15 protein-coding genes are annotated in these 21,730 nt (G+C 40.5%); 9 read left to right on the forward strand and 6 right to left on the reverse strand.

Annotation, left to right across the window (positions count from 1 at the left end; genetic code table 11):
* The gene (locus DRW42_RS02570; RefSeq protein WP_113947283.1) at window positions 1-1,083 is read right to left on the reverse strand and encodes an efflux RND transporter periplasmic adaptor subunit; all 1,083 of its coding nucleotides are present in this window, start codon (window positions 1,081-1,083) and stop codon (window positions 1-3) included.
* A gap of 462 nt (window positions 1,084-1,545) precedes the next feature.
* Window positions 1,546-1,968 carry a DUF3592 domain-containing protein gene (locus DRW42_RS02575; RefSeq protein WP_113947284.1) on the reverse strand — a complete coding sequence of 141 codons (423 nt, stop codon included), beginning with the start codon at window positions 1,966-1,968 and terminating at the stop codon, window positions 1,546-1,548.
* Window positions 1,969-2,329: 361 nt separating this feature from the next.
* Here DRW42_RS02575 and DRW42_RS02580 point away from each other — a divergent pair, with 361 nt between their 5' ends.
* From DRW42_RS02580 to DRW42_RS02595, 4 genes are all read left to right on the forward strand, one after another.
* On the forward strand, window positions 2,330-2,935 hold the full coding sequence (locus DRW42_RS02580) for a hypothetical protein (RefSeq protein WP_113947285.1): 606 nt from the start codon (window positions 2,330-2,332) through the stop codon (window positions 2,933-2,935).
* A gap of 108 nt (window positions 2,936-3,043) precedes the next feature.
* Entirely contained in the window at window positions 3,044-3,778 is a 735-nt protein-coding gene (locus tag DRW42_RS02585) for an AAA family ATPase (RefSeq protein WP_113947286.1), read from the forward strand.
* 133 nt (window positions 3,779-3,911) lie between these two features.
* Window positions 3,912-4,466, forward strand: a complete 555-nt coding sequence (locus DRW42_RS02590) for a hypothetical protein (protein ID WP_113947287.1) — start codon at window positions 3,912-3,914, stop codon at window positions 4,464-4,466.
* Between the two features lie 177 nt (window positions 4,467-4,643).
* Window positions 4,644-5,258 (forward strand): Crp/Fnr family transcriptional regulator, encoded by a 615-nt coding sequence (locus DRW42_RS02595; RefSeq protein ID WP_113947288.1) that lies wholly within the window; start codon window positions 4,644-4,646, stop codon window positions 5,256-5,258.
* Between the two features lies 1 nt (window position 5,259).
* Here DRW42_RS02595 and DRW42_RS02600 read toward each other — a convergent pair whose 3' ends face one another.
* The gene (locus DRW42_RS02600) at window positions 5,260-5,997 is read right to left on the reverse strand and encodes a metallophosphoesterase family protein (RefSeq protein ID WP_113947289.1); all 738 of its coding nucleotides are present in this window, start codon (window positions 5,995-5,997) and stop codon (window positions 5,260-5,262) included.
* Window positions 5,998-6,495: 498 nt separating this feature from the next.
* Here DRW42_RS02600 and DRW42_RS02605 point away from each other — a divergent pair, with 498 nt between their 5' ends.
* From DRW42_RS02605 to DRW42_RS02625, 5 genes are all read left to right on the forward strand, one after another.
* On the forward strand, window positions 6,496-9,828 hold the full coding sequence (locus tag DRW42_RS02605; RefSeq protein ID WP_113947492.1) for a TonB-dependent receptor: 3,333 nt from the start codon (window positions 6,496-6,498) through the stop codon (window positions 9,826-9,828).
* 57 nt (window positions 9,829-9,885) lie between these two features.
* A complete protein-coding gene (locus tag DRW42_RS02610; RefSeq protein WP_113947290.1) occupies window positions 9,886-10,668 on the forward strand; it encodes a S1/P1 nuclease in 783 nt (260 codons plus the stop codon).
* 7 nt (window positions 10,669-10,675) lie between these two features.
* Complete coding sequence (locus DRW42_RS02615) at window positions 10,676-11,947, forward strand: alkaline phosphatase family protein (RefSeq protein ID WP_113947493.1); 1,272 nt, start codon at window positions 10,676-10,678, stop codon at window positions 11,945-11,947.
* A gap of 6 nt (window positions 11,948-11,953) precedes the next feature.
* Window positions 11,954-12,868, forward strand: a complete 915-nt coding sequence (locus DRW42_RS02620; RefSeq protein ID WP_113947291.1) for a glycerophosphodiester phosphodiesterase family protein — start codon at window positions 11,954-11,956, stop codon at window positions 12,866-12,868.
* Window positions 12,869-13,310: 442 nt separating this feature from the next.
* Window positions 13,311-14,132, forward strand: a complete 822-nt coding sequence (locus tag DRW42_RS02625; RefSeq protein WP_167437781.1) for a CE1 family esterase — start codon at window positions 13,311-13,313, stop codon at window positions 14,130-14,132.
* Window positions 14,133-15,170: 1,038 nt separating this feature from the next.
* Here the strand turns inward: DRW42_RS02625 and DRW42_RS02630 are convergent.
* The 3 genes from DRW42_RS02630 to DRW42_RS02645 form a co-directional block, all read right to left on the reverse strand.
* Complete coding sequence (locus DRW42_RS02630) at window positions 15,171-17,384, reverse strand: GH92 family glycosyl hydrolase (RefSeq protein ID WP_208643480.1); 2,214 nt, start codon at window positions 17,382-17,384, stop codon at window positions 15,171-15,173.
* 108 nt (window positions 17,385-17,492) lie between these two features.
* The gene (locus tag DRW42_RS02635; RefSeq protein WP_113947293.1) at window positions 17,493-18,560 is read right to left on the reverse strand and encodes a LacI family DNA-binding transcriptional regulator; all 1,068 of its coding nucleotides are present in this window, start codon (window positions 18,558-18,560) and stop codon (window positions 17,493-17,495) included.
* 638 nt (window positions 18,561-19,198) lie between these two features.
* The gene (locus tag DRW42_RS02645; RefSeq protein ID WP_113947295.1) at window positions 19,199-21,673 is read right to left on the reverse strand and encodes a glycoside hydrolase family 95 protein; all 2,475 of its coding nucleotides are present in this window, start codon (window positions 21,671-21,673) and stop codon (window positions 19,199-19,201) included.
* Window positions 21,674-21,730 lie beyond the last annotated feature (57 nt).

A 21,730-nucleotide genomic window follows, 5' to 3' on the forward strand; every position in this document is an offset into this window, starting at 1 on the left:
TTATTCTGTTTTCAATCTCAATTGTTTCATCACGTCCTGAGGCTGCTGGAATTTAAAAGCGATTTTATCATCGTCCTTAACTTTCTGCACACCTTCGAGCAAGATCTTATCTTCTACAGTGATGCCATCGCCAATAATGTACAGATCGGGTAATTCGCCTGCAATGGTTATCGCCCTTGAGTGTACTTTATTGTTTTTATCGATTACGAAAACATAGGTTTTATCCTGGATATCGTACGTAGCTTTCTGCGGGATAACAATGGCATTTTTTAGAGGAACAACCATCTGGATTTTTCCTGTTTCGCCATTTCTGAGCAGGTTATCTGAGTTATTGAACCTCGCCCTGAAAGCGATATTTCCGGTCTCATTATCAAATTCACTTTCAATTACCTCCACTTTACCCTTTGATTTAAGCAATTCGTTGTTGGCCAGTAGCAAGCTTACCTCCTGCTGTCCTTTTGCTTTTGCAGCGCTCTGATAGTTTAAATATTCAGGCTCTGAGACGTTAAAATATGCAAAAACCTGACTGTTATCAGATAGACTGGTAAGCAAAGCCCCTTCATCAACCAAACTCCCTAACTTTAAAGGAATACGGTCGATGGTCCCATCAAACGGTGCCCTGATTTCGGTATTAGAAAGGTGGAATTTAGCCAGAGAGGTTTCGGCATTTGCCGATTGCAGTTTCGCTTTGGCCATAGCCAGTTCATTTTTGGAAACGATATTTTTATCCGACAGTAATCTGGTGTTTTCCAGTTCAATTTCTGCCGATTTGGTTTCAGCCTGTGCTTTTAACAATTCGGATTGCGCTGCTTTAGGCATAATTTTAAACAGCAGCTGACCAGCTTTTACATGCTGACCTTCATCTACATAAATATTCTGCAGATAGCCTTTTTCCTGAGCCCTAACTTCGATGTTGCGGACAGATTTAATCTGCGAAACATATTCTTTGGTAAAGGAAGTATCCATTCTCAGCGCTGTGGTTACCGCATAAGTTGCTACTTCTTCTTTTTCTTCTTTTTTCGAGGTACAAGCCGTTACGTAAAGCATAGCACTAAGGCCCAGGCATATTACAACTCTTTTCATTTTTTTTTGTTGAATGGTTAAATCTGATTTATTTTTTCTCTAATTAGTTTGGCTGAGCAGCATTTTTTACGACATAAGCGATATACAACCGCGGTACGGAGGCTTAATAATTTCAATAAATGATGGTTACTCAACGATTTAATTCGATAGCGAAATAAATACAGATTTATGAAGTTTAAATGAAGTTGAAATTCATGTTTCATTCATCAAAACGGACTTTAACAGAAGAAAAAGCTGATTTTCAGCACTAAACAGAAAATTAACGGCACATAATGGGCCAATTAATTAAAATATATGCTCTTTTGCATAAAAGAAACAGGATTCTTTAGTATAAAAATTACATTTTCCTGTTTTAGGATATTTTTAAAATAGTTGATAAGCAAGCATATTTTAGCCAAGCTTAGCAGAGGACCAGAAGGCTCAGCGATGCTAAATCTATCGAGATAGATTTCTCTATCAGATTTAATTAGGCTGCGTCAAAAAGAGATATAGAAAGTAGAATAAGCCCACCATTCCAGTGATTATCATTAAAAATTCTACAATGGCCATTCCTTTCGAAACTATTACAATTTCTTCGGGTTTGTTTTGATTATATATGATATTGATCTGATCACCAACACTATGAAATGGAATAGGTGTACTGTCGCCATCTGTTACATCAATTCTTTTTCCATCAAGAGTAATGAAAAATAAACTTATCGAGAAGCTTATCCTATTACGTTTCATCATTTGATTTATAGCCGTTACAGTAGCCTGGGTTTTTAATCCGCTTTTTGTTAGCTTCACGCGGTCTGCAAAGCGTAAAAGGCCAATCATCATCAATACCAGGCTAAGAATTATAGCACAGATCATTTCAAATTCGGTCAGATGGAGATCAAATAACATATAGGTAAAAGTATATAAATTGCATGATAGTTTACCGTTTGCAAATGGTAAACCGTAAGGCTATTTCTGAAATTTAGCCACGGATTCACGGAAAACACGGAGAACGCATTCTTACTGGCTGGAAAATATTATTAAAAAAGACCCTTCATTTTATTCAGGATTATAAAATGAGTTTGTCAACAAAATACTTTACACCCTATATCAGCGTTATAAATGTGATTTTGACATCGAATTTCTAACCGGATAATCAATTTCAGGTATCGGTTTATGGAATTGCATTCAATTCAACATCTTGCAATAAGATTAGCCAGCATATACTATGCAGCCAATCAAATTGCAGGCTAAAACCTATTAACGCTCAATGAATAAATTTTCTCAATTGCTCTGTATTTCAGTGGCTCTTTTCGTATCAGGCTGTCAAAATAAACAAAATTCAGATCAATGGGACAATGCCTGTCTGGACCCGGGCTTGCCAAAAAACATCATTTATCACGAGCTGGACCAAAAAGGAGAAATTTTTTCTTTTTATGAAAAACACGACAAATCGAAACGCACCAGTAATGTATCGTATTTTAGCTATGGGATACATGAAAAACGTGATACTTCGGGTACAACATACAACAATTGCCGGGCATATTACTCAGGATCTGATACGCTATTGATCAATATTGGTATTAATGGACCTTTCGGAGGACAGGGCCTGCTCATTAAATACGTAAACAAAAAATTTAATACCGAAGCCTACATGCATACGGATTTGGTTATTGAAGGCGAAATGGCCCCAAATCAAAAGATAATATATCAAAAGTTAAGCTTAAACAAGGAAAACTACGAAATCGGGGATAGTTTGTTTGGAAAAATTGAGTTTAAATCAATTGATCTGGATTACTCGGGTGATACCATTTTACGATCCGGCCATGGGAATTTTAGGGCTTTGGTAAAAGAACAAAAGAAGCTCAAATATTAGGTTTCTATTATTTGAGATTTTGATTCCCACAGTTAACGCAATGACAGGGATATTTTCCTGATCAATTGATTATCTTCGTATTTAAAAACTATATACTTTACCTGCCCAATGCCTTTTTTATCACAAATATCCCTGCCTCCACTACGCGGTGGCGGTTATACCGCACAAATTCCAGCTTTGGGTGATGGTTTGCAGTTGAGGTTAAAAAGCAATGTTACGTTTTTTGTAGGCGAGAACGGATCGGGAAAATCGACCCTGCTTGAAGGGATTGCCGAAAGATGCGGATTTAGTTTAAACGGAGGCAACCGTAACCACAACCTAAATACGGGATACCGATTTGAAGGTTTTGAATCGACATTAACAGAATTTTTAGAATTATCGTGGACACCAAGAAGAATAAACGATGGATTTTTTATGCGTGCTGAAAATTTTTTCAATTTTGCCAGTTATATCGACGAGCTGGCACTGGAAGACAGCCGCATTTTGGAGGCTTATGGCGGTCGTTCGCTCCATGAGCAATCGCATGGAGAATCTTTCTTGTCGCTCTTCAATAACCAGTTCGAATCAGGGATTTATATCCTCGATGAGCCTGAAGCGGCATTATCCCCAGCCAGGATTTTAGCCTTTATATCGGTTATCAATCAATTGGAACAAAGCGGCAGGGCACAGTTTATCATTGCTACCCACTCGCCTATACTGATCTGTTATCCAGGCGCAAACCTATACCAATTTGATGAAGATGGGATATCAGAAACTACTTATGAGGATACGGAACATTTTACCCTGACCAAATCATTTCTGGATAACCCGCAGCTTTACCTCCGTCATTTAATCAACCCTTAGTGCTGATAAAATCAGTTAATGCAAAAAAAATAACCCATTCAAAATAAAACACTTACCAGCTAAAATTGTATTTATTTATGTTATAATTGCACAGCACTGAAAGCAAGCCTTACCTTTGCAAAAAATTACCATAATGAACAGTACCCAATCAAAAGCGCTCGAACTTGTTGTAGGCATCATTAAAGATACCATTAGCGATATTAAAATCGAAAACACATCTGCAAATACCGTTACCCTGAAAGATGGGAATGCTACGATACAATTAACACAACGTGAGGGCGAAAATGCGGATCTTGAAACCGTTGTAATCGTAGATCCAAAAGATATTATTTACAGCGAAGACCTGCTTCCTGAACTAAACGACCTTACCTCTGTTACCGTAATTATAAATGGTTTGGATATTGAAACACACCTGGTTTTTCAGGCCGTAAGGGATTGTTTCGACCAGATCAGCAACAGTTACGAATTTTTGAAAATCTTTGAAAAAGACGTGAACACGATTAAAAGCGGATTTAAATTCGGAAGTAATGCCTTTGTGTTAACGGTAGTGAATGAAAAAGATCAGATTTTGATCAGCACAGAGTTTGCAGCTTCATTTGATGCAGCCATCAGAAAAACTGTTGAAGCAGATGCACTTAAAGTACAAACTGCCGTACATAAAATGATTAAAGTAGACGGTGCAATTTAATGCATTTTACTATTAAACATAATAGAGCCTTTTGCAAAATGCAAAGGGCTTTTTTTTTAAAGTTTATTTGCAGAATTTCAGAAAACAGATAAAAAGCATTTTTTTTCAAAAACCGAAAACCCCTTTTAGGAATACTTCGTATATGTGCACAAAGTACCAAACATATACCAAGTTCAAATGTCCCATTTTCCTGAAAACCACTACCTGCTGCCCCTTATCAAGTATTTTGAACAGTTCCATACGCTATCTAATGGTTTCATAGCTGACCACGTATCGCATTGCAAGCAACTGTTGGTTAAAAAAAATAAATTTATACTTTCTCCCGCTGATCACAATTCATCACTTTATTTTATAGTTAGCGGTTTGGTAAGGGGATTTATCAAAGATAATGGCAAGGATATTACCACCAGGTTCAGTTTCGAGAATGAAACCATAGGCGCTATCCACCACCCGAATAATATTTCTCATCATTCTATCGAATACCTTCAGGCACTGGAAGACTCGGAAGTAATCTGCATTCCCTTCAGCCTGATCGATTCGGTTTATTCCCTCTATCCTGAAGCCAACATAATTGGAAGAAAGGTATTGGCTTTTCAGTACTATGCAGCATCAGAGCGTTCCATTTTAGCGCGGATTCCTAATGCTTTACGACGTTACCAGCGTTTTGCCAGTTCAAAACCGATGCAGCAAGACCGCATTCCTTTAAGTTGCCTGGCTAGTTACCTGGGCATGCGCAGCGAAACCTTGAGCAGACTCAGAAATAAGGAATTAAGATTATCGCCCAAAAGGTAAATTAAAGGCTATCTGGTTGAAACCGGAAGAAATCAGCATAAAAGTCAGGAATTTCGCTTTCATTAATCGCTTTGGTTAAAGTTTCTATATCATATTCCAACTTTACAATTTCTGCCTGTACATCATTAGCGATATTTAAAATGCAATAGGTTGCTTGCCTGTGGTTCTCTTTACTTCTACCAACCGAACCGCAATTAACCAGAAGTATATTTTTATGGTGTTTGATATAAGAAATATGCGTATGTCCCATTACCAGGGCATCTACTGATTGATTAGGCAGCATTTTTATTAAGTCTTCGCCAGAATGAGATTCATAAATATATTCATCGTTACTTCTGGGGCTGGCATGTACAAGCCATATATTTTTTATGCCATAATCGGTTTTAAAAGAAAGCATTAACTGGTAAGGTCGCTGTGTTAACCATGTTTTGTGTGCTGCCGTAATTGTCTTCTTGCTAAAATTAATGGCCAGGTTACGCTGGAAGGTCTCTTCTTCATCATGATGGGCCAAAGGAATGATGGTTTGGTTAAAACCTATGCGTTCATCATGGTTTCCTAAAAGGCATGGAATATTTCTTTTCTGCAGCATTGCAATTACTTCATTTCCCCAGGGTGCAAAATCGACCAGATCGCCCAGGCAATAAATATCCGTAATCCCCCTTTGATCAATATCTTCCAGAACTTTTTCCAAGGCAATGAGGTTGGCATGTATATCGCTGATGATGGCTATCTGTATCATAATCTGTTTTTATCAGTAATGCATTTTTGATGCAAAGCTAGATCGTAACTTGCGCCCGGCCATTGTATTAATCAATAAATTTATGGTGTTTTTAAGGGCTGTTTTTCAATAAATATACAGGCACTGTGGCTTTACATCTACTTAACTTTCAACCATCACCGCGCCCCTCTGTAAGATTAAACATGTTAAAGCATTTTCTGTATAAATGATCTTACGCAAACGATTGTTTAAGACCAGACCGAATTGCTCCTTTTTAGGCTACAGACACTCAGAATACCGACTAAAACACACTAAAACAAATAGTTACCACCTACTCTATCCCGGATGTTACTTAATTAAGCCTTGAATTTATCGAATTGTAAATATTCTCTTTACAATAGCCTCCGCTGTCACACCGATAATACTTTTTTCTTAACCTATTTTAACCCTGTCTTAACATCTGCTTTAACTGGCTAAATGAACTTTGGCGCAACTAATTCATTAACAGATAAGATAAACATGAAAAAAATCTTTACCCTTTTATCTTTATTGTTTGTTGTAATTTCCCTGCATGCGCAGGTTACAACCGGAAGTTTGTCCGGAACAATAAAGGATTCGAAAACCACCATGCCCGGTGTAACGGTTAAAGCCACACACGTACCTTCGGGAACCAGTTATGTGGTAAGCACTAATGATGATGGCCGCTTTACCATCTCCAATATGCGTCCGGGAGGACCATACAAAGTGGTAATTACTTATGTGGGTATGGACCCAAAAACAATTGAAAATATCACCCTGCCCTTGGGCGATCCTTACATCCTCAACCTGAATATGGCCGCAGGCAGCAAAGAGCTGGGCGAGGTAAGTATTAAAGGGGCTTCTAAAAACTCGACCCTTAATGCCAGCAGAACGGGTACATCAACCAATCTGGGCAAAAAGGAGATCAATGCGCTACCCACTTTGAGCAGAAGTTTGAACGATTTGATCAGGCTTGCCCCACAGGCAAACGGTGCGGCTATTGGCGGAGGTAACTCGCGCCAGAACAATGTAACCGTTGATGGTGCCGATTTTAACAATAATTTTGGTATCGGTAACAATCTTCCGGGTAACGGAAATCCCGTTTCAATCGATGCATTGGAAGAAATATCGGTAAATGTTACCCCTTATGATGTAAAACAAAGTGGCTTTATCGGTGCATCAATCAATGCGGTAACCCGTTCGGGTACAAACGAGTTTTCGGGTTCTGCCTATACTTATTTCAGAAACCAGAACCAGATTGGTAAGAGAGTAAGCAATTACCCTGAACTAGCCGATCCGACAGACCAAACCTACAAAACTTTTGGGGCGAGAATTGGCGGGCCGATTATCAAAAACAAATTATTTTTCTTTTTAAACGCAGAGCGCGAAAATGAAGTAAGACCTGGCCAAACCCGTTTGGCTGCAACACCAGAAGCACCTTATAATTCGGGTATCCCTAATGTGGTACGCCCTACCGTTGCCGAACTCGATGAAATCAGCAATTATTTAAAAACAACCTACGGATACGACCCAGGGATTTACCAGGGTTATCCATCCGAAACCGAGAGAACAAACTTATTGGGCAGGTTAGACTGGAATATCGACCAGAATAACCATTTCAACATTCGTGGCAGTTATGTTAAAACCAAGCAGCCATCGTTTGTAAGTACTTCGAGAAGTCCGCTGGGAGGATTCCCGGGTGGAGGATCGAGGACAGGTAACACCGCTCTCGCATTTAAAAATTCAAACTATTACCAGGAGAGCAATTTATATTCCATTACTGCTGAGCTAAACAGTAAGGTATTTAGGCGCTTTGCCAATACGCTGCGTTTATCATACACGAATCAGAACGATCCAAGAAGTTCCGACAGTCAGATTTTTCCGCTGGTTGATATCTTAAAAGCCGATGGAAACAGTCAGCCTACACCATTTACCACTTTTGGTTACGAACCTTTTACTTATGGTAATTTAAGGGATGTGCAGGTGTACTCGTTAAACGATTATGTTACCTGGGCGGTAGGCAAGCACAACATCACTGCTGGTTTTCAGGGTGATTACAGCATTACTAAAAATGGTTTCCAGCGTTTTGGAACCAGTTATTATACCTTTAACTCGTGGGATGATTTTAAAAATGGTGCCAAACCGATTGAGTTTGCACAAACTTATTCGCTTTCACCAAATTACGAGCAGGCTTTTCCTACCTATAAATTCTGGCAGTTTTCGGGTTATGTGCAGGATGAAATCTCGGTTACCGATCGTTTAAGGGTTACGGGTGGTATCCGTGCCGAATTGGGCAGCTATCCGAAAATCCTGAAAGAGCATCCATTGGTATCAATGCTTACCTTTCATGATGGCGAACATTTAAATACCGGAAATCTTCCTAAATCTAAAATATCCATTTCCCCGCGTATAGGATTTAACTGGGATGTGATTGGCGATCGTTCGTTACAGGTAAGAGGTGGTGCAGGTCTTTTTGTGGGGCGTATCCCAAATGTATGGATCGTGGCACAGGCAGGCGATGCAGGTATGCTGCAGATTACGGAAACTTATTCAGGACAGAACAATACGCCTGGTCCGTTTAATCCCAATATTGGTGCTTACCGACCAACAACAGTACCAGTTGCCGGAACAGTATTACCTAATCCGATTACAGTAATGGACCGTAACTTAAAAATGCCTGCTTCATTTAAAACCAGTTTAGCAGTTGATGTGAAACTTCCATTCGGCATTGTTGGATCGGTAGAGGGAATATTTAACAGGGATATCAGGACTATCCTTTTCCGCAATGCGAACCTGGTTGATCCGAAACCTTTAAATGTTGCAGGTTACCCGGATAACAGGATGATTTATCCTAATGCGGCTACTGATAAATTTATCAACCCGATTTTAAACGGACTGCCTGTGGCAAACGGTACGGTAATTCCAGGCGTTGGTGCCAGACAGCCAGATGCTTTTAACGTAATTGTGCTTGGAAACGCCAATAAAGGATATTATTATTCGTTAACCGGTACTTTGAGCAAACGTTTCGACAATGGTTTTGGTGCAACGGTTTCTTATATCAGAAGTTCAGCAAAAAGTTTATACGAAGGCAGTGGCGACCAGACTTTATCGGGATGGCAGGCTACCAGCAGTGTAGATGGCGCCAACAACCCGACATTGGGTTACTCAGGCTTTGTTTCACCTGATCGTATTATTGCCTCTGTTTATTACCGTAAAGAATTTATTAAACATTTGGGTACCCAGTTTACCCTGGTTTATGATGGATCGAATGGACGTACTTCTTACACCTACTCTACCGATATCAACAGAGACGGTGTAGGCGGAGATTTAATTTATGTTCCAAAAGATGCTTCGGAAATTACCTTTGTGCCCTTAACCGTTGGAACCGGTGCCGATGCGGTAACCTATACCCCAAAACAGCAAAGCGATTTATTTTTCCGCTACATTGATCAGGATAAATACCTGCGTGGCAGAAAAGGCCAGTATGCAGAGCGTAATGCTGTAATTACTCCATTTAACGGTCAGTGGGATTTTAAATTCTTACAAGACATTTTCACCAATGTGGGCGGTAAACGCAATACCATCCAGTTCAGTATCGATATTAAAAACTTTGGTAACCTGTTGAACAAAAACTGGGGCATGCAAACCAATTTCGGAACCACTTCTATCCTTGTGCCTACCAACGTAGCAGCATTGGTACCAGGCGGAACCACCAAACCAACATTCAGAATCCAGACAGACAGGAATTTCCCTATCGTAAACGGCAATAAAGATGTGGTGGGTTATGCTTCTACTTACGAGATGCAGTTCGGTTTCCGTTATATCTTCAATTAATTCAATTTCTTAATCAGGGGGAAGCCATTTTGGCTTCCCCTCTATTATTTTAATAGCATGTTAAAAAAAATACTATTCCCTACCTTATTAATTACCATTAGTTTCGCGTTAATTTCGTGGGGCGTAATCGGCCACAGGGCCATTGGTAAAATTGCCGAAAACCACTTAAGCAGCAAGGCGAAAAAAGCGGTTCAGGATATTCTGGGCAGCGAAAGCCTGGCCATGGTAAGCACCTATCCGGACGAAATCAGGTCGTACCAGCAGTATTCTTACACTGCGCCCTGGCATTATGTAAACCTGCCTGAGGGATTAAGCTACGACGATTTCAATGCTCAACTGAAATCAATGGATAAACCAAATATTTATAAAGCGCTTTTGCAATGTATAAGTGACTTAAAAGATGCTTCGAAAACAAAAGAAGAGCATATTTTTGCGCTCAAATTCCTGGTCCACCTGGTTGGCGACATCCACCAGCCAATGCATACCGGCCATTCGGAAGATTCGGGCGGTAACGGCATCAAGGTAAAACTGATGCGTAAGGAAACCAATCTTCACGGACTTTGGGATAGCGGATTAATTGATTATACCGGCTTAAGTTACCGCGAACTGGCTGCCGATTGTGATGTAGTTGAAAAAAATGAAGCAAAAACATGGGAAAAAGATGATGTGGCAAAATGGGCTTTCGAATCATACGAAATCAGCAAACAACTTTATGCAGAAGCCGCAAAAAATCCGGAATTCGATTATAGTTATTACCCTGCACATGCCGATATCGTTAAAAAACGCCTTGCACAGGCAGGTATCCGTTTAGCTGCTATACTGAATGAAATTAATAAATAAACACAAAATGAAAAAAATCAATTATAGCCTGTGCTGTATGCTTAGTGCGTTCTTTTTATTTACAGAAAGTAAGGTACAGGCACAAACCGATACCATTGAGCATGTGGCCCAGGGCCGCAAAAATGATGCATCACAAATTAAAAAACCTTATGTAATCCTCATTTCGGCCGATGGTTTCCGTCATGATTATGCAGAGCGCTACAAAGCAGATCATTTACTGGCGCTTAGTCAAAATGGCGTTCAGGCTCAATCTATGATCCCCAGTTATCCTTCAGTAACGTTCCCTAACCATTATACATTGTTAACCGGGATGTATCCTTCGCACCATGGTTTGGTTAACAATAGCTTTTTGGAAGAAAAAACAGGCGAAAAGTATTCGATGGGTGCGAAAACAAAAGTGAGGGATGGTAAATGGTATGGTGGCACGCCATTATGGGTACTGGCAGAACAGCAGCACATGATTGCCGCAAGTATGTTCTGGGTAGGATCGGAAGCCGAAATAAAAGGCCTGCGCCCAACCTATTATTACGATTATACCGAACAGATTAAGGTTGATAAAAGAATCAGTATCGTTAAAAACTGGTTAAGCCTTCCGGAAGATAAAAGACCTCACCTGATTACTTTTTACCTTTCAGAACCAGATCATGCCGGACACAGCTTTGGCCCTGATGCTCCACAAACGGAAAAAGCCGTTAAAATGGTCGACTCTGTGATTTACGAATTAACAAAAGCCATCGAACCGCTAAACCTTCCGGTAAATTATGTTTTTGTTTCTGATCACGGTATGACCGCGGTAGATCGCGAACATCCGATTGCCACGCCAAAAGAAATTGATACCGCTAAATATATCATTGCATCATCGGGTACCATGATGGATATTCATGCCAAAAACAAGGCAGACATACAACCTTTATATGAGGTATTAAAAGCCAATGAAAAGGATTATAAGGTATACCTGAAAAGCAATATGCCTGAGCATTTCCATTACAGCACAACAGACGATCGCATGAACCGTATCGGCGATATCCTTTTAGTACCCGAATGGCCAAAAGTATTTTCGGGCCGCAAGCCTGGTGCCGGTTACCATGGTTTCGATCCATCGGTGGTAAAAGATATGCATGCTACCTTTTTAGCCTGGGGCCCGGCCTTTAAAAAACAGGTAAAAATCCCTTCTTTTGAAAATGTAAACGTATATCCGTTGGTTGCAAACATCCTTGGTTTAAGTTACCAGGAGCCAATAGACGGAAAATTAGAGGTATTAAAACCGATTTTAAAATAACATCAGATGAAAAAATTATTACTGGCATTTGTTGCACTGCTTAGTTTCACAACAGTTTATAGTCAACAGTACGCGCTAAAGTTCAAAACTTTGGAAGAGTTCCAAAAATTTATGCAGTGGACACCTTCGCGTTACCCTTTGATCAGCTGTCACCGTGGTGGTCCTGTTGCTGGATTTCCCGAAAATGCCATAGAAACTTTTGCCAATAGTGTTAAACTCCACCCAACCATTATTGAGTGTGATGCCGCTTTAACCAAAGATTCGGCCCTGGTAATGATGCATGATGACCGTTTAGACAGAACATCAACCGGTACCGGACCTATAGGAGAAAAAACGCTGGCTGAATTAAAAGACATCCGTTTAAAAGATAATGAGGGTACGGTTACATCATTTCATATCCCAACGCTTGATGAGGTTTTAAAATGGGGAAAGGATAAGGTAATTTATACACTGGATGTAAAAAGAGGCGTGCCCTACCAAAAGATGATCGAAGCGGTACGGCGCAACAAAGCAGAAGCTTACAGCATTATCATTACCTACAGCTCCACACAAGCAGCCGAAGTTTACCGCCTGGCTCCTGACCTGATGATTTCTGCATCGATCAGAAGCATCGCCGATCTGGAAAGACTTAACCAAATGGGTATCCCCAATAACCGCATTGTAGCTTTTGTGGGTACTTCTGCGCCCGAAAAAAGCGTTTACGATTACCTGCATAGTAAAGGTATCTGGTGTATTTTGGGTACTATGGGCAACTTAGATAAAAGTGCCAAAGCCAGTGGCGATGCCGTTTATTCGAAACTGGTAGATAATGGTGCAGATATTTTATCGAGCGACAGAAGTATCGAAAGCGCAAATGAGCTGTTAAAATATGCAAAAGAGAAAGGTTTAAGCACCAAAAATCTTGGCGCATTAAAAAAATAAAAATTTTCTAAAACAAAGCGGTAGGTTGTTTGTCTATAATATACACCTACTTATTTAGAACAGATCTGCGAATGAGTAACAGATCAAAAAAGGTTATCATCGTGGATGGTAACCTTTTGTAATTTATAAACCTGACGATATTATAAATAAAAATAAATACACTCATAATCAGGCAGAAAGAAAAAACAACTTTAAAAACGTCAAAAACTGTCAAACAAATCAATTGCTTACTGGTTTATTCCGCACACCTACTTATTTAAAACAGATTTTTTAACTTTGGTTAGTTAAGAAATCAAAAAAGGTTATCATCATGGATGGTAACCTTTCCTATTTTAGGTCTGTGCAGGAAACACCTTAAATTGCTACGCCTTTTCAGTATAAATTATATCTTGAAAAACAAATAACGATTAAACCATATCAGGCCATCGGGGTCAATATGGATATGATCAGAAACATAACTTTCAGGGGATTTAAATCCGTTTTACTAATCCTTCTACTTACCTGCGCATCAGTGCTATCTGTATTTGCCCAATCAGCTTCTGAAGTTAAAAAGATGCGTTTTATGGTTGGTGATACCGGGCGTGAAGCTTTAGTGCATATTCCAAATACGGCAAAAACAAAAGCAAGCCCGCTTATTTTTGTTTTTCATGGTCATGGTGGTACCATGGAAAATGCTTACCGGAGCCATCAATTCGAAAAACTTTGGCCTGAAGCAATTATTGTATATCCGCAGGGTTTAAATACCCCGGGACAGCTTACTGACCCTCAGGGCAAATTACCAGGCTGGCAAAAGGAAGAGGGTGATATGAACAACCGCGACCTGAATTTCTTTGACCAGATGCTGAAAACGCTTCGAACCGATTATAAAATAGATGACACCCACATTTATGCCACCGGGCATTCTAACGGAGGCGGATTTACCTACCTGTTATGGGCAACCCGCGCTGATGTATTCGCGGCCTTTGCACCATCATCAGCTGTGAGCCGAAAAGCAGTCGGCATGTTAAAACCAAAACCTGCTATGCACATTATGGGAGAACAGGATCCATTGGTAAAACCTGAATGGCAAAGGCTGATGTGCAACCTGATATTAAAAGTAAACAGCTGTGATACACAAGGAAAACCTTTTGGCGAATATGCTACCTATCACGCATCAAAAAGCGGAAACCCAGTGATTTTATATGTTCATCCAGGTGGGCACGTTTACCCAAAAGAAGCAGATGAGGTGGTGGTTAAATTTTTTAAGGATATCAAAAAGCCTTAGTGAGATAAGATGACTTGATTCTTTAAGCTAATCTTTACGAGTATCGTTGTAAAGATTCTTCGACTCCGCTCAGGATGACAATCGCCAAATATAGTCCTCATTTGTAACGAGGATTAGTGAGGTATGCATTTGTAATGCCAATAAGAAAGAAATAAGTTTCGGTTGGTGAGACACCAACCGATAAAAATAAGCTAATTGTTAAGAGTATCGCTGTAAAAATCCTTCGACTCCGCTCAGGATGACAATCGCCAAATATAGTCCTCGTTTGTAACGAGGATTAGTGAGGTAGGCATTTGTAATGCAAATAAAAAAGAAATAAAGTTTCGGTTGGTGAGACACCAACCGTTTAAAAAAAGATCCTTCGACTCCGCTCAGGATGACAATCGCCAAAATATAGTCCTCATTTGTAACGAGGATTAGTGAGGTATGCATTTGTAATGCAAATAAAAAAAATAAAGCTCCGGTTGGTGAGACACCAACCGATAAAAAAAGGGTCAGTTAAAAGCATAATCATTTATGCTCCGGGCTTAATCATTTGACCTCTACCTCCAATCGTTTAACTTAAAAGTATAATCGTTTACGCCCCGGGCTTAATCAATTAACCTCCTACACCAATCATTTAACTTAAAAGCATAATCATTTATACTCCGGGCTTAATCATTTAACCTCCAACACCAATCGTTTAACTTAAAAACATAATCATTTATGCTCCGGGCTTAAACATTTAATCTCTACCCCCAATCGTTTAACTTAAAAGTATAATCGTTTACGCCCTGGGCTTAATCACTTGACGTCAAACACCAATCGTTTAACCTAAAAGCATAATCATGTATACTCCAGGCCTGATCATTTGACTTCAAACACCAATCGTTTAACCTAAAAGCATAATCAATTAACCTCCATCACCAATCATTTAACTTAAAAGCATAATCGTATATGCTCCGGGCTTAATCATTTAACTTAAAAGCTGAAACATTTAGTTGTTTTATCAGGTGGTACCACCTTGCTTATTCCTTTTACCAACCTTCGAACATTACATTAAGGCCTTTGCATCCTATCCATACCATAATTGTAATTCGGTTTACTTCCCATTATAAACTTCATCGTTCCTCCATTTACAATATCCTGATGTTTGATAAAAGATTTATTGTAAGGTTTTCCATTTAACTCCACACTTTGGATATAAATATTCTTTGGTCCATTATTTACAGCAGTTACAGTAAAGCTTTTTCCCTGTGGAAGTTTAATGGTTGCAGCATCAAATTTCGGACTACCAATTACATATTGCGCTGAGGCAGGAAATACCGGATAAAAACCCAGCGAAGAAAAGATATACCATGCCGACATCTGTCCGCAATCTTCGTTACCGATAATGCCATCCGGACGGTCGTGGTAAAATTCATCCATAATGTAACGTACCTTTTCGGCTGTTTTCCATTGCTGACCGATATAATTATACAGGTAAGCAATATGGTGGCTTGGTTCGTTGCCATGGGCATACTGACCGATATTTCCGGTAAGATCGACCAGATCTCCTGCGGCCGGAATGGTAAAAAAGTCATCCAGCCTTTTCGTAAATGTTTTCTCGCCACCCAGCATTTCAATCAGTCCTTTTACATCCTGGGGCACCAGCCATAAATACTGCCAGGCATTACCTTCGGCATAATCAGTGGCGTAAGGTTTGGTCGATTTTAAGGGATCAAACACAGGATTCCAGCTGCCATCTTTCATTTTACCACGCGGAAACCCAACGGTTTTATCATAATACAACTGATAATTTTTCGCACGTTTTTCGAAATACTGGTAATCGGCATCTTTGCCCATGGCCTTTGCCATTAAAGCGATGCTTCCATCGGCAATGGCATCTTCCAAAGCATTGGCAACAGGCCTGTTAACGCCAATATCAGAAGGAATGGCTTTAAAATCACGTACATAATTTAATCCACGGAGGTCGCTCATCGCCGTTTTTTTCATGGCAGCAAAGGCCCGCTCGGCATCAAAACCTCGGAAACCTTTTAAATAAGCCTCGGCAATAATCTGCTGACTGCTTACTCCCACCATTGTTCCGGTATCGTAGCCGTTTAAATGCCATATAGGCAAATAACCCTGTTCATCATAAATAGCGAGCATAGTATTTACGAAATCGCTTATTTTATCAGGATTGAGGATAGTGAAAAGGGGATGTTCGGCACGGTAAGTATCCCAGGTAGAAAACACCGAATAATTTTGGAAAGTAGGTTTTTGATGTACTTTATTATCCGCACCCTGATAATCACCATTATGATCGTTAAACAGGGATGGGTGCATCATCGCGTGGTACAGCGCGGTATAAAACACCCTTTTATCAGCCGTGTTTTCGGTTTTAATTTCCACTTTAGAAAGCGCTTTGTTCCATTTATCATCTGCTGATTTAATTACAGCGTCCATGTTCCAATCCGGAATCTCTGCGGCGATATTAGCCAGTGCATTTTCACTACTTACGGGCGAAATGCCTACTTTAAACTGAATGGTGCCGGGCGATTGGCCCAAACTGATCAATCCCTTAATTGCTTTCCCCTGCCCTTTTTTGGCATTGAGCGATTTCGACTCTTCATACACATTAAAGGCATCAATGGCTTTCTCGAAACGGATGGCGAAGAATACCTGCTGCTCTTTGGCCCAGCCTGATGAAAAACGGTAGCCCTTTAGAGTATAGGCATCAACCTGTTCAATATAGGTATCGGTTGCTTTATCGTTAAGCCCTTCCTTTAAGTCGATAATAATCTGTGCGGGTTTGCCCGAGGGGAATTTGTAGCGGTGAAAGCCCACCCTTTCGGTTGCGGTAAGTGCTACATCGATATTGTAATCGTCGAGTTTTACGGCATAATAACCCGGACGGACTTTTTCATTTTTATGCGAATACAATGAAGAATAACCACTTTTATGATTTTCTTCAGTGCCTTTATCAGTTTTGATGGCTCCTGTAAACGGCATAATCAGTACATCGCCAAGATCGCCGATTCCGGTACCACTTAAACGCAAATGCGAGAAACCGGTTAAAATACTATCGCCATAATTATAACCCGAACACCAGTCCCAGCCCTTAAAAATATTCATCGGACCAAGCTGCACCGCCCCAAAGGGAACATTTGCACCTACAAAAACGTGTCCGTGGCTACCTGAACCTATGTAGGGGTCAACATAAGTGGTTTTGGACTGAGCATAGGTAAGCGTAGCGGTCAGAGCGAAATAAAGTGTAAAAAGGTATTTCATATATATTGTTGAATTGCTTTATTGTTGGGATTGTGTGATTGTTTATAAAAAAGTGCCATCTCGACTAGAATGCAATGGAATGCCCGCCTGCTTCGGGCAGGGAGAAAACTATCTGGATAGATTTCTCGACTCCGCTCGAAATGACGGTCGCTCCAGCTGCACTTTAGCCGCACTGGATTCCCTTATATTTAGTACACAGGGAATATTGATGGTTGAAAACATATCTTCATCGTTATTTTGGGCGAGTTTTGCCAATAACAGTTTCATAATATGCTGAGCGATTTTTTCCATGGGCTGCTGAATTGCTGTAATTGCCGGAGAAATAAATTCAAGCAGCTCAAAATCATCGAACGAAACCAATGCGAGGTCGTCCCTAAGTTTTCCATTTGATTTTTTGAGGGCACGCAAGCCTTCCATGGTAAGGTAATTGGCGGCAAATATTATGGCGTCGATTTGTGGGTGTGCATGTAGAAAGCTGGTAATGGCATTTACTATACTACCTGTACCCTCATACTTAATTTTAAAGATGAATTCCTTTCCTCCATGATCAGCAACTGCATCGCGATAACCTTCCAAACGATCGGTCATCTGTTGTTCTTCGGTATTGGTGGTAATAAAAGCACAGTTGTGGTAACCGTTCTCAAAAAGATGTTGCGTTGCTTTATAGGTACTCGCAAAATTATCTACCAGCACATAATCGGCAGGGATGCCTGGCAGATAGCGATCGAAAAGTACGATCGGAACATCGGAATCAACAAGTTTTTTTACTTCTTCTTCCATGCCTACAGCTGTGGCCACAATGTAGCCATCAACACGTCTTTCGGTAAAAACTTCTACCAGTTCGGTGAATTTGGTTTTTTCTTTCCCGGTACTGCTGAACAGGATTTTATACCCATGTTTTGCCGCTATTTCTTCCAGGAAATGGGCAATGCCCGAGAAAAAGGGATCTGAAATATGATCAACCAAAAAACCGATGGTTTTAGATTTTCCGGTTCTTAATCCTTTGGCAAATGAATTCGGCCGAAAGCCAACTTCGGCTACCAGATTGAGTATTTTGGCCGTTACTTCTTTACTGATAAATTTTTCTTTGGCCTTCCCGTTAATTACAAATGAAACGGTGGTGGTAGAGAGATTTAGCCTTTGGGCAATGTCTTTAATCGATATTTTTTTCGTCATGGAGATTTAGATCTGTAAGCGTATGGTCAACGAAATAAATCCCGATAAAAATTAACGGGATGATCTGGTTAGCAATGGCCAAAATATCCCTGTTCGATTAATAAAGCCTTAAAAAATGATTAAAAACGGATTTTATTTGAAAAACCAATAGAAAAAAAATAGGCTTAGGGATTTTAATTGCCTGCGTATTAAGTAAAGGTTTTTTAACCACGGATGCACACAGATAAACACGGATTTTTTTTCCCGCAGATTTAAAAAGATCAGAAACGCAGATCAAACAGATTTGAATGCGGTAGCTAATATTAAGACGGATTAATTTACTGATCTTAGCGTCTCGCTAAGACTTTTGTTTTCGCTATGCGTACCTGGGTGTGCAGACGGGAAGATATCCATTTCAATAGATTTCTCTTTACTGGTCTTAGCGTCTCGCTGAGACAATTGTTTTTTACCCCGCCTGCCCGGCCGTTCAGGCGGTGATTTACAGAAAACACGGGTTTACCCCTGCGGGAAATGGGATAATAAAATTCCTAACTGAAAATCAGAAAATAGAGACCCATCTTAAAAGATTTCTCGACTTCGCTGCGCTCCGCTCGAAATGACGGCACGAGGGGCTTTACTATTAATGATAACTCCTTTAACTACTCAAAATAATACGTTTTCCCCGCTTCTGTTTTAACATCATACAAAACCGTTGCTTTTAAAGCTACAGGATTAAGTTTCGCACTTGCTGCTATAATCGGTTTTTGCTGTTCCTCTACTTCAAATAAAAGGTTTGAATTTTCCCCTTTTGCCAATGCCGGTGCAGCCCCTTTTACAAACTTTATGGCATTGGGCAGTCGTAATCTACAATTTCCGCCAAGCGCTGAATGAACGGTCAACTTAATAATTTTGCCATCTTTCCAGGTAATATCAAAACTGAATCCTCCCCGCGATACCAATCCGCTAACATTTCCGTTTTTCCAGGCATCAGGCAAGGCAGGTAAAACATAAATAAAACCATCCTGCGATTGGAGCAGCATTTCGGCCACGCCGGAGGTACAGCCAAAGTTGCCATCAATCTGGAAAGGTGGATGTGCATCAAAAAGATTTGGGTAAGTGCCTCCATCTTGTCCGCTTTCGGCAACCGGTGCCGGACTAAGCTGATCGGTAATTAATTTATAGGCGTGGTTACCATCGAGCAAACGGGCCCAGAAATTTACCTTCCAGCCCATGCTCCATCCGGTTGATTTATCACCCCTGTTCAATAGCACAGTTTTAGCGGCATCAAAAAGTTCGGGGTTATGATAAGCCGAAACCTGGTTAGAAGGATATAAACCATAAAGGTGCGAAGCGTGACGGTGTTTATCGCCCGGCCTGTCGAAATCCTGTAACCATTCCTGCAGCTGACCAAAACGTCCGATCTGCATCGGCGGAAGTTTAGCCCTTAACGTTTTTAAGCTGTCGGCAAAAGAAATATCCTGTTTTAAAGTAGCAGAAGCCTTTATTACATTGCTAAATACATCAAAAACCAACTGATTATCCATTGTAGTCCCCGCAGCAAGTGCCACACCTTTCTGGTATTCGTTTTCTGGCGACATAGACGGAGATACAATCAGCCACTTATGTGCAGGCTCTTCCTGCAGTACATCTTTGTAAAACATAGCCAGCTCTTTTAATACCGGGTACATTTCCTGCAAAAACTTTTTATCCCCGGTATACAGGTAATGTTGCCAGATATGCTGCGTTAACCAGGCACCTCCCATAGGCCACATACCATAATAGCCGCCATCAGTTGGTCCGGTTATGCGCCATAAATCAGTATTGTGGTGCATATTCCAGCCACGGGCATGGTACATTTTCGATGCACTCTCCTTCCCTGTTATGGAAAGATCTTTAAGCATGCTGAACAAAGGCTGGTGCATTTCGGAGAGATTGGTTACCTCAGCCGGCCAGTAATTCATTTCCGTGTTGATGTTTACGGTGTATTTGCTGTCCCACGGCGGAGCGATTTTCGAATTCCATTTGCCCTGTAAGGTTGCAGGCTGATTTCCGGGCTGAGAGCTGCAGATCAACAGGTAACGGCCAAACTGGAAGTAAAGTGAAACCAGGGTCGGATCATCACCTGATTTAAACTTTTTGATGCGTTCATCGGTTGGGAGTTTTGCATCATCAGTAAAACCAAGATCGAGTTTAACGCGGTCGAAATATTTTTTGTAAGCCTGGATGTGATCTGCTTTTAAGGCCTGGTAACTTTTGCCCATCGCCAATGAAAGAAAGTTCGAAGCTTTTTCGTTTTCATTAACATCTAAGGTTTTATAATTCTTAAAGTTGGTCGCGATTGAAACGAAGATGGTTGCGGCATCAGCATTTTTAATCGTCAAACTGTCTTTTTCTGTTTTTAATGTACCGCCTTCGGTTTTCGTTTTAACAAGAGTGGTGTATTTTACCAAACCTTTTTTTCCTTCCAGATCGCCCGTGATGCCGCTTAATTTAAGCGTATTATTTTCGGTAATGACTTTGTAATTTGGCATCGGACTGTTCATGCCCAGGCTAAAACTGATGCTTTTAGGTTTATTTGCGGTAATCCTGATGATCAGCACCTGATCTTTAAGCGAAGTAAATGTTTCGCGTTTATAGCTTACTCCATCTTTGGTATAAGTTACGGTAGCAGTGGCATTGCTGATATCGAGATCGCGGTAATATTGACTAACAGGCGCTGTATTTCCGGAATGGATAAAAAGACTCCCGGCAAGCTGGTATTGCATCCCATGGTTATAACCTTCGCCACTGGCCCTTTTAAAAGTATTATTTGCCAGCTGCTGGGCATCATTGTATTTTTGATCGGCCAGTAATTTACGCATGTCGCTAATATTGCCATATACATCAGGCAACACATTATTGCCGGGTCCGCCAGACCATATCGTTTCTTCGTTCAGCTGGATTTCTTCTTTATCAGGATTACCATAAACCATCGCTGCAAGTCTTCCGTTGCCCAGGGGTAAAGCCTCATTCCAGTTCCTGGCGGGCTTATCGTACCAGAGTTTCATGGTATTGGGTTTTACTTTTTGAGCCTTGCCAATCAGAGAGCAAAAGAGCAATGTGGTGCTAAGGAGGCTGATTTTCTTCAGTAACATGTTATGCTGGTTAGGGAGATTTTTAATTTATTGGTATTGGTGGTAAGATAAGATTTA

Source organism: Pedobacter miscanthi (assembly GCF_003315595.1).
Classification (GTDB): Bacteria; Bacteroidota; Bacteroidia; order Sphingobacteriales; family Sphingobacteriaceae; genus Pedobacter; species Pedobacter miscanthi.

What these genes read in the sequence shown, in the direction of transcription:
- DRW42_RS02620 (WP_113947291.1), top strand. Translation starts at nt 11,954, where the DNA reads ATGAAAAAATTATTACTGGCATTTGTTGCACTGCTTAGTTTCACAACA.
- DRW42_RS02595 (WP_113947288.1), top strand. Translation starts at nt 4,644, where the DNA reads ATGTCCCATTTTCCTGAAAACCACTACCTGCTGCCCCTTATCAAGTAT.
- DRW42_RS02590 (WP_113947287.1), top strand. Translation starts at nt 3,912, where the DNA reads ATGAACAGTACCCAATCAAAAGCGCTCGAACTTGTTGTAGGCATCATT.
- DRW42_RS02575 (WP_113947284.1), bottom strand. Translation starts at nt 1,968, where the DNA reads ATGTTATTTGATCTCCATCTGACCGAATTTGAAATGATCTGTGCTATA.
- DRW42_RS02585 (WP_113947286.1), top strand. Translation starts at nt 3,044, where the DNA reads ATGCCTTTTTTATCACAAATATCCCTGCCTCCACTACGCGGTGGCGGT.
- DRW42_RS02625 (WP_167437781.1), top strand. Translation starts at nt 13,311, where the DNA reads ATGATCAGAAACATAACTTTCAGGGGATTTAAATCCGTTTTACTAATC.
- DRW42_RS02630 (WP_208643480.1), bottom strand. Translation starts at nt 17,384, where the DNA reads ATGAAATACCTTTTTACACTTTATTTCGCTCTGACCGCTACGCTTACC.
- DRW42_RS02610 (WP_113947290.1), top strand. Translation starts at nt 9,886, where the DNA reads ATGTTAAAAAAAATACTATTCCCTACCTTATTAATTACCATTAGTTTC.
- DRW42_RS02645 (WP_113947295.1), bottom strand. Translation starts at nt 21,673, where the DNA reads ATGTTACTGAAGAAAATCAGCCTCCTTAGCACCACATTGCTCTTTTGC.
- DRW42_RS02600 (WP_113947289.1), bottom strand. Translation starts at nt 5,997, where the DNA reads ATGATACAGATAGCCATCATCAGCGATATACATGCCAACCTCATTGCC.
- DRW42_RS02605 (WP_113947492.1), top strand. Translation starts at nt 6,496, where the DNA reads ATGAAAAAAATCTTTACCCTTTTATCTTTATTGTTTGTTGTAATTTCC.
- DRW42_RS02635 (WP_113947293.1), bottom strand. Translation starts at nt 18,560, where the DNA reads ATGACGAAAAAAATATCGATTAAAGACATTGCCCAAAGGCTAAATCTC.
- DRW42_RS02580 (WP_113947285.1), top strand. Translation starts at nt 2,330, where the DNA reads ATGAATAAATTTTCTCAATTGCTCTGTATTTCAGTGGCTCTTTTCGTA.
- DRW42_RS02615 (WP_113947493.1), top strand. Translation starts at nt 10,676, where the DNA reads ATGAAAAAAATCAATTATAGCCTGTGCTGTATGCTTAGTGCGTTCTTT.
- DRW42_RS02570 (WP_113947283.1), bottom strand. Translation starts at nt 1,083, where the DNA reads ATGAAAAGAGTTGTAATATGCCTGGGCCTTAGTGCTATGCTTTACGTA.